Source organism: Micromonospora sp. NPDC047730 (genome assembly GCF_043204765.1).
GTDB lineage: Bacteria > Actinomycetota > Actinomycetes > Mycobacteriales > Micromonosporaceae > Micromonospora.
The window spans coordinates 561,336-570,100 of the sequence record NZ_JBIDCU010000003.1 but is presented as its reverse complement, the minus strand read 5'-3'; the positions used below and the strand labels follow the sequence as shown (position 1 = coordinate 570,100).

At 74.9% G+C, this 8,765-nt stretch carries 6 protein-coding genes and 1 pseudogene; 2 read left to right on the top strand and 5 right to left on the bottom strand.

Going from position 1 to position 8,765, the window contains the following annotated elements; genetic code table 11:
- Positions 1–150 precede the first annotated feature (150 nt).
- The 4 genes and pseudogenes from ACGF5G_RS11915 to ACGF5G_RS11900 all read right to left on the bottom strand — a co-directional run bounded on the left by ACGF5G_RS11915 (position 151) and on the right by ACGF5G_RS11900 (position 5,018).
- Positions 151–3,063 (bottom strand): hypothetical protein, encoded by a 2,913-nt coding sequence (locus tag ACGF5G_RS11915; RefSeq protein ID WP_393261632.1) that lies wholly within the window; start codon positions 3,061–3,063, stop codon positions 151–153.
- A gap of 76 nt (positions 3,064–3,139) precedes the next feature.
- Positions 3,140–3,268 (bottom strand): annotated as a pseudogene (locus ACGF5G_RS11910) (cupin); the annotation flags it as partial.
- Between the two features lie 11 nt (positions 3,269–3,279).
- Positions 3,280–4,230: an LLM class F420-dependent oxidoreductase gene (locus ACGF5G_RS11905; protein WP_393261705.1), complete on the bottom strand. Its 951-nt coding sequence runs from the start codon at positions 4,228–4,230 to the stop codon at positions 3,280–3,282.
- 2 nt (positions 4,231–4,232) lie between these two features.
- On the bottom strand, positions 4,233–5,018 hold the full coding sequence (locus ACGF5G_RS11900) for an ABC transporter ATP-binding protein (protein ID WP_393261630.1): 786 nt from the start codon (positions 5,016–5,018) through the stop codon (positions 4,233–4,235).
- Between the two features lie 311 nt (positions 5,019–5,329).
- Here ACGF5G_RS11900 and ACGF5G_RS11895 point away from each other — a divergent pair, with 311 nt between their 5' ends.
- Both ACGF5G_RS11895 and ACGF5G_RS11890 read left to right on the top strand, forming a co-directional pair.
- Positions 5,330–6,358 carry an ABC transporter substrate-binding protein gene (locus tag ACGF5G_RS11895; protein ID WP_393261627.1) on the top strand — a complete coding sequence of 343 codons (1,029 nt, stop codon included), beginning with the start codon at positions 5,330–5,332 and terminating at the stop codon, positions 6,356–6,358.
- A 97-nt stretch (positions 6,359–6,455) separates the two neighbouring features.
- Positions 6,456–7,355 (top strand): ABC transporter permease, encoded by a 900-nt coding sequence (locus ACGF5G_RS11890; protein ID WP_393261624.1) that lies wholly within the window; start codon positions 6,456–6,458, stop codon positions 7,353–7,355.
- Between the two features lie 141 nt (positions 7,356–7,496).
- Here ACGF5G_RS11890 and ACGF5G_RS11885 read toward each other — a convergent pair whose 3' ends face one another.
- A complete protein-coding gene (locus ACGF5G_RS11885; protein WP_393261622.1) occupies positions 7,497–8,678 on the bottom strand; it encodes an ABC transporter substrate-binding protein in 1,182 nt (393 codons plus the stop codon).
- Between the last annotated feature and the right edge of the window lie 87 nt (positions 8,679–8,765).

Below are 8,765 nucleotides of genomic sequence, written 5' to 3'. Positions count from 1 at the left end.
GCGCCCGGGGGGCGCGGCGGGCGGGTTTTCCGGCCCGGGGGGGGGGGGGCCGGCGCGGGGGGGGGGGGGGCCCGGGGGGGGGGGCCCCCCCCCCGGGGGGGGCCCCCCCGGGGGGGGGGGGGGGGCCCCCCCGCTCGGGTCGGGTCCGGGTCAGTCGCGATGGTGGCGGCCGGTGGACCGCAACGACCGCCGACCGTTCTCCTGCTCGGGTTCGTTGTCCGCATTCGGGCCGCTCAGGCCGGCGACCCAGTCCACGTACTCCTCGTCCTGTGCCGTCAGCGGCTCGGACTCCCGGTCCGCCGGAGCGTCCTCGGCCCGGGGCCGGTTGCGCCGGAACAGCCCCAGCCGACCACGGTTCCGTCCCCCGGGCTGCTCGGCCGGGCCGGCCGACGCCGCGCCGTCGGCCGGCGTCCCGGGTCCCTCGGCGGCAGCGGTCCCGTTCTCCGACGCGGCGTCCACCGGCGTCGGCGCGGGGCCCCCGGGCCGCGCGGTGGCGAGGGCGTCCCAGTTCGCCGCCCGGGCCAGGTCGGGCAGCGGGGCCCGGTGTCGGGGCCGGGGCGCCGGCTCGGGCGTGGGCTCCGCGGCGGCCGGGCGGGGCGCGTCGAGGGCGTCGTCGGGCCCGACCCGGGGCGCTGCCGGCCACGCCGGTGCGGGTCGCCAGGCCGGCCGGGGCGCCGGGTCCGGCTCGCCGCCCGGACCAGCCGCCGGCTCGTCGCTGGGCAGGAGTGGCACCGCGCGGGGACCGCTGTCGTCCGGATCCGGCGCGTGGGAGCCGACCCCGGACGTCGTGCCGAACACGCCGGCGGCTGGGGCGGCCTTGTCGATCCGATCCGCTCCGGCGGCCGGACGGACTTCGGTGGTGGGACGGACTTCGGTGGTCGGACGGACTTCGGCGGTCGGACGGACTTGGGTGGTGGGACCCGCCTCGGCCGCGGGACCGACTTCGGCGGTCGGGCCTACCTCGGTGGTCGGGGCCGGTTCGGCGGCACTGCTCGCCGTCTGAGCGGTTGCGGCGGCCCCGGCCGACCGTGTCCCTGCCGCAGCGGCGGTGGCCGGTGCCGTGGCCTGAGCGCCGGCACGCGGTGCCGCCGGTGGGGTCGCCGGATCGGCGGGGGAGTCGATGACCGCGGGCGTCGGGTCGGCGCTGTTCGCCGCCGCGGCCGCCGGCTGTTTCGTCGACCGGGGCTTGCGGGTGCGGCGGGGCTTGGGGGCGGCCGGGGCGGCCGGCTGCGCGGGGGGCGCGGCGGCCTCGGCCGCAGCCGGTGGTTGCTCGGCCGCAGCCGGTGGTTGCTCGCCCGCAGCCGTAGTGGCCTGGGCGCCCTCGTCGGCGCGGTCCCGCCTGGCGGCGGGCACGGCCTCCACCGGGGGCGGCGATCCGGCCGCTCCCGTCGCGTCCGTAGCCGCCGGGACCGGCGATCCCGCCGCATCCGTTGCGGCTGGCGGCTCGGCCGATCGCGCCGCATCCGTCGCCGCCGACGGCGCGGCGGAAGCCGCCGCATCCGTTGTCGTCCGCGACCTGGCCGGTTGTGCCGTGTCGGCGACCGGCGGGGCCGGCGATCGTGGCGGCGGCGCCGTATCCGTTGCCGGGTGCGCCGCATCCGAAACCGGCGGGGGTGGCGATCCGGCAGACGCCGCCCCGTCTGTGACCGGTGCTGACTCGGCGGGTTGTGCCGCGTCCGTGACCGGTGGTGATTCGGCAGAGGCCGCCGCGTCTGTGACCGGTGGGGGTGGTGATCCGGCGGAGCGCGGGGCGCCCGTCGTCGCCGCTGACCCGACCGGGTGCGCCGCGTCCGTGACCGGCGGGGGCGACGATCCGGCAGAAGCCGCAGAGGCCGCCGCGTCCGTCGTCGCCGGTGCCCCGGCCGGGTGTGCCGCGCCCGTGACCGCCGGGGGCGGCGATCCCGCGGTCCGGCCCCGGGCCACGGACGTCGAGGCCGGAGCGGCGGCGGGTGTCGTCGGGACGGTGGTGCCGTCGGCCGGCCAGTCCCAGTGCGCCGGGACGGCCCGGGGCGGCGGGGCGTCGTCGCCGGCGGTCCCGCCGGGGTCCGTACCCCCGGGCCGGTCGGCGGCCACGCGCCCGGCGTCGGTCAGGTCGACCGTCGCCGGCTCGTCGGCGCCGGCGGCCGGCTCCGGGGCGTGCGGCAGCGCGGGACCGGTGGGCAGCGGGCGCAGGATGTCGGTCGGCTCGATGGCGCCGCCGGGGGCGGTGCGCGTGACGAGCGGCCAGCGCAGCAGCGCGGCGGCGGCCGAACCGAGCGCGCCGGCGGCCACCGCGAACAACGCTCCGTAGTACGGCGTGAGCTGGTAGCGGTCGGTCGCGTCGCCCGGACCGGCGGTCAGGTAGGCGAACGCCACCAGCACCGGACCTGCCACCCCGATCGCGCCGTTGACCAGCGGCGGGTGGCCGCGCCACCGGGCCAGCCCGCCGGTCGCCGCGCCGGCGAGCAGCGCCACCAGAGGCAGGAGCACCAGGGCCAGTCGCTGGGCCGCGCCGGCGTCGAGCCAGGCCGGCTCCAGCACCCCGAGCCGTACGCTGGGCAGCGGCCCGGTCGAGGCGACCGACGGCGCCGTCGACAGCAGCGCCAGCAGCCAGACCGCGCCCGCGACCGCCGCCATGTTCCATCCCACCGGCGGCCGGAGCAGGACGGCGAGTGCGGCGCCCGCGCCGGCCAGCGCGCCGAGGACGGCGCAGATGCCGACGGCCCAGACCGGGTCCATCGCGACGAGTTCGGCGGCCCGGGCGGGCTGCATGCAGAGCGGCGCGACGACGGTCGCGCCCAGCGCGGCGCCGCTGGCGACGGCGAGGTGGCGGCCGGTGCCGGCCACCATGCCGTCCCGGCGGGCGAGGCGTTCGGTGAGCACCGCGCCGACCACGGCGGCGTTGGCGGCGAACCAGCCCGCCCAGACGAGCTGGGCCGGCCACTGGTTGACGGTGGCGCCGGTGAAGGTGCCGGCGAGCCGGACGATGCCGAAGCCGAACGCGACGCCGAGCTGACCGGCCCCGGCCAGCAGGCTCACCCCGAGCGCCGTGAGCAGCAGTCTGCCCCAGGTCCGATAGGCCATGTCCGGCACGTTACGCACCTGTTGGGCAGGCCGCCACCGGCGCGCCGCGAGCGGGGTCGGCCCGCCCGGCCAGCGGTTACTTCAGCTCGACCAGCCGCGCCAGGTACGTCGTGTCGCCGACGTTGGTCAGCATGTGCACGGCGCCCGGGTCCCGGTAGACCACCCCACCGGTCGGCTCGTCGGCGTCGATCGTGGTCCCGTCGAGCTGCGTGTCGGTCATCGGGTGCCGTCCAGCCGGGGGAGCACCTCGGCTGCGATGAGCTCCAGGTGGTCGAGGTCCGCGACGTCGATCAGCCGCAGGTGCACCCGGGTGGCGCCGATCGCGGCGAACTCCCCGATCCGGTCGACGAGCTGCGCGGGCGAGCCGACCACCGGGTCCTCCGGCGGCAGCGCGCTCTTGACGTGCAGCGGGGCGGCCCGGCGCTGCGCCTCGGCGTCGGTACGGCCGATCGCGACCACGATCCCGGCGGAGAGCGTCAGCGGGCCGCGCCCGGACTCGGCCCGGCCGACCCGGTCGCAGGCCTCCCGCACCCGGTCGTACGCCTCGGCGGTCTCCTCGACGGTCTTGAACGGCATGTTGAACTCGTCGGCGTACCGGGCGGCGAGTTCGGGGGTGCGCTTCGGGCCGCGCCCGCCGACGATGACCGGCGGGCCGGGCACCTGCACCGGCTTCGGCAGGGCCGGGGCGTCGACCAGCCGGTAGTGGTCGCCGGTGAAGCTGTACGTCTCGCCCGGCGGGGTCCGCCACAGCCCGGTGATGACCTCCAGCTGCTCGGCCAGCCGGTCGAAGCGCTCGCCGACCCGGGGGAACGGGATGCCGTACGAGGTGTGCTCCCGCTCGTACCAGCCGGCGCCGATGCCCAGCTCGACCCGGCCGCCGCTCATCTGGTCGACCTGGGCCACCATCACCGCCAGCGGGCCGGGCAGCCGGAAGGTCGCCGAGGTGACCAGGGTGCCGAGCCGGATCCGGGTGGTCTCCCGGGCCAGCGCGGCCAGGGTCAGCCAGGCGTCGGTCGGGCCGGGCAGCCCCGGCTCGTCGCCCATCGCCTGGTAGTGGTCGGCGCGGAGGAAGCCCTCGAAGCCGCCGTCCTCGGCCAGCCGGGCGAAGCGGAGCTGGTCGTCGTAGGTGGCGCCCCGGTGCGGCTCCGTGAAGACGGAAACCCGCATGCTCATCGTCCCTCCGCGCCGGCCGGCGCCGGCAGGTCCCGTTCCATGAGGAGTTCGTGCAGGTCGGCGCTGACCCGGGCGACGTCCGCCAGGTGCGCGTTGCGGCCGAGGGTGCGCGGTCGGGGGATGTCCACGTCGACCACCTTGCGGATCCGGCCGGGCCGGGGGCTGAGTACGACCACCCGGTCGGCCAGCAGCACCGCCTCGTCGATCGAGTGGGTGACGAAGACGACGGTGGCCCCGGACGTCATGTGCACGCGTTGCAGCTCTCCGGAGAGTTCCTCGCGGGTGAGCGCGTCGAGCGCGGAGAACGGCTCGTCCATCAGCATCACCCGGGGCTCGCCGATCAGCGACCGGCACAGCGACACCCGCTGTTGCATGCCACCGGAGAGCTCGTGCGGCAGCCGCTTCTCGAAGCCGCCCAGCCCGGCGAGGTCCAGCAGCTCCCGGGCACGGTCGCGGTGCTTGGCCCGCTTCCAGCCGAACATCTCGACGGGGAGCAGGACGTTGTCCAGCACCGTGCGCCAGGGGAGCAGGGCCGGCCGCTGGAACAGCATGGCGATGTCGCGGCGGGGCTTGGTGATCGGCGTGCCGGCCACGGTGATCTCGCCGTCGGACACCGGCAGGAGGCCGGCGACCAGGCGCAGCAGTGTGGACTTGCCGCACCCGGAGCGGCCGAGGACCGCCACGAACTCGCCCTCGGCGACGTGCAGGTCGATGCCGCGCAGCGCCTCCACCCGGCCACCGCGGCCGTCGAAGGTGCGGGACACCCCGGACAGGCGGATCATCTCCGGCGGCCTCCCTGATTCGGCGATCAGCAGTCGCGGCACAGGGTAGCCGGCCTGCCTCCGTGTCGCACCGTCCGGGGTGGATCACCTGACCAACCGCGGTGGATGACGGCGAGCCGTCACAGGTGGACACGAGTTGTGTCCGTACCGCAACCCGATACGGCTGGCACCGCAAAGGTTGTTTTCTCGTACGCTGTGCCCGCGATGGATCCCCTCACGACGGTGGAGCCGGCAACCCCTCCGCCGGCCCGCCAGACAACCCCCACCGGGCGGCGGCGAGCCGTACCGGTCGGAAAGGACATGGTGCACTGATGAGAAGGCTGACCCGTACGGTCGCCACAGCCGCGCTGGCCACCGCCCTCGCCCTGGTCTCCGCGTGCAGCGGCTCGGACTCCGGCGACGACGCCAAGGGCGGCAACGGCGGGGCGCTGGAGAAGGTGACCTACCTCACCTCGTTCGGCAACTTCGGCCGTGACTCCTACGCCTGGGTGGCGAAGGAGAAGGGCTTCTTCAAGGAGGCCGGGTTCGACGTCGAGATCAAGCCGGGGCAGGGCACCGGCATGGTGATCCAGACGATCGTCGGCGGGCAGGCCCACTTCGGCCCGATCGACCTCACCGGTGGGCTGCTCCAGTTCGGCAACGGCCAGGCCAAGGACTTCGTCGCGGTCGCCGCCATCCAGCAGCGCACCATGGCCGCCATCGCGACCGTCGAGGGCAAGGGCATCGCGTCGCCGAAGGACCTGGAGGGCAAGAAGCTCGCCGACACCCCCACCTCCGTCGTCCGCAACCTCTTCCCGACGTACGCCCGGATGGCCGGCGTGGACGCGAGCAAGGTCACCTGGGTCAACGGCGACGCGCAGACCCTGATGGGCACGCTCGCCTCCGGCGCGGTGGACGGCATCGGCCAGTTCGTCGTCGGCCAGCCGACCATCGAGACGGTGACCAAGAAGAAGGCCGTCCTGCTGCCCTACAGCAACGTGATGCAGGACCTCTACGGCAACGTGCTGATCACCTCCTCGAAGATCGCCAAAGAGAAGCCGGAGATGGTCAAGCGATTCACCGCGGCCCTGATGAAGGGCCTCGAGTACTCGCTGGCCAACCCGCAGGAGGCGGGCAACATCCTGAAGAAGAACGTCGACGCCGCCAACCCGGCCTCCGCCGCCGCCGAGCTGCAGCTGATGGCCGGCTACGTGCGGTCCAGCAACTCCGGCACCCAGCTCGGCACCCTGGACAGCGGCCGGGTGGCCAAGAGCATCGCGATCCTGCAGGGCGCCGGCCAGCTCAAGCAGAACATCACCCCCGACCAGATCATCGACTTCAGCCTCGCGCCGAAGGCCTGACCGACGCCGACCGTGCCGCGGGGGTGCGACCCACCGGGATGACCGGAGGGCGCACCCCCGCCGCGTGCCGGCCCCGGCCGGCAGGAGAGGAGGACACGTGACGGAGACGACAGGTACCCGGTCCGGCCCCACCGAGGCGGGGCGCGAGTCCGCCGTCCCGGCCCCGTCCGGCGCGCCCGGAGTGGCGACGCCCACCACGCCGCCGGTTTCGGCGGCCGCCCGCCGGTCTGGCGTACGCCCGGCGGCCGTCGGTCTGCCGCTGCTCGGCGCGGTGATCGCGCTGATCGTCTGGTGGCTGGTCACGTCGGTGCTGGAGCTGGTGCACCCGGCGTCCCTGCCGCCGCCGCAGGCGGTGTGGAATTCGTTGACCGCGTCGGCCGACGTGCTGCTGCCGGCGCTGGGGGTGACCACCCTGCTGACGCTGGTCGGCTTCCTGCTCTCGGCGGTCGCCGGGGTGCTGATCGGGATGGCCCTGGCCGCGTCCCGCCGCGTCGAGCGGATGTTCGCGCCGCTGCTGGTGGCGGTCAACGCGGTGCCGAAGATCGCCCTCGGCCCGCTGCTGGTGGTCTCGGTCGGCTGGGGGGAGAAGCCCATCCTGACCATGGTGTTCCTGCTGTGCTTCTTCCCGATCGTGCTCTCCACCGCGACGGGTCTCACCACCACCCCGGCGGACCTGGCCGAGCTGGCCAGGTCGCTGAACGCGTCGTGGTGGCAGGCGTTCCGCAAGGTGCGCTTCCCGGCCGCGCTGCCGCAGGTCTTCGTCGGCCTCAAGGTGGCGATGCCGCTGGCGGCGATCGGCGCGGTGATCGGCGAGTTCTACTCGGACAAGCCGGGGCTTGGCTACCAGATCCTGCAGTACAACGGCATCGGCGACACCGCGACCGCCTGGGCGGCGATCGTGCTGATCGCGCTGATGAGCATCCTGCTCTACAGCGCCCTCTCCCTGGTCGAGCGGCTCGCGCTGCCCTGGGTCCGGGCCACCACGTCGGCCCGGTGACCGTCGCCCACGGGTGACCGGCCATCCGACGTCGACCGGTCACCCGCTAGACCAGCCAAGGTGTGGCCCGCCGTGCCCGGCGCAGGGATCAAGCCTGACCGCCCGGAGCCGGGTACGCCGGGCCACACCGCCCAACCACCCTCACCCCGCGAGGCGCCACCGGCCGTTGCGGGCGACCAGGGTGGTCAGGGCCTGGGGCATCAGGCCGGAGTGGTTGTCCGGCGTCATCCGGATCGGGCCGGACAGGCCGTCCATCTGCGACGTCTCCAGCACGTCGCGGATGCCGTCGCGGTCGACCCGGCCGGGCTCGCCGCCGGCGCGCAGTTCGGCGTCGGCGATGAGCTGCACGGCGTCGGCCGCGAACGAGGACGAGCCGTTGTAGCCGCCGAACCGGGCGGTGTAGTCCTGGAACCACTGCCGGCGGGCCGCCTTCGCCGGGGTGGTGGCGATGACGTCGTCGATCACCATGGTCTGGGTGAAGACCATGGTCGCCCGCTCGGTCGCCCGGGCGGCGGCCCCGAGGAAGAGGTCGCCGGCGGCCGCCGCGTCGAAAAAGAGTGATCCCTTGAACTTGGCCTGCTGGGCCGCGGTGGCGGCCAGCGCCGCCTGCTCCGGCGGGGTCCACACCACCAGTGCGTCCGGCTCGTCCTCGGTCAGCGCCTTGACCTGCTCGCCGACCTCGGTGTCGGTGGTCTTGACCGACTCCGCACGCGGTGGCTTGATGCCGCTCTTCGCGAACTCGCTGCGCAGCGCGGCCAGACCCTCGCGGCCGTAGTCGTCGTCGCTGTGCAGCACGCCGGCCGTCTTGACGCCGTTGCGGCGCATCTCGACGGCGAGGGCGGCGGCGCTGTCGGCCGCGTTCGGGGCGAGCTTGAACACGTACCGCCGGTCGGCGATCGGGCTGGCCACCGCGCCGGACGAGGCGAGCGCAATGGTGGGAATTCGCTTCTCGTTGATGGCCCGGACGGCGCCGACCGCGCAATCGTTGCAGCCGCCCATGATGATCGCGCTGACTTGGGAATCGGCGCTGAAGTCACCGATGTTGCGCAGCGACTCGGCCGCGTCCGACCGGTTGTCCTTCACCTTGAGTTCGATCCTCCGGCCGTTCAGCGCGCCCGAGGAGTTAAGTTGCTCGATCTTCAGTTCCAGCGCCCGCTGGTACGTCTTGCCGACGGTCGCCGCCGCGCCGGAGAGTTCGAGGTCCGCCGCGATGACGATGGGACTGGTGTCCTGCTCGTCCGCGCCGAACTGGCAGCCGGTGAGCGTGGTGGCCAGCACGGCCGATGCGAGCGCCGCGGCGGTCGCGGAGCGGATGGTGCTCAACTCAGTCCTCCAGATGCGGCCCGGGCGCTGCCCGGTCACCGCCGGTTGTTTCCGTCCTCAGTGGAGAAACGGTATCGGTCTGCCGTA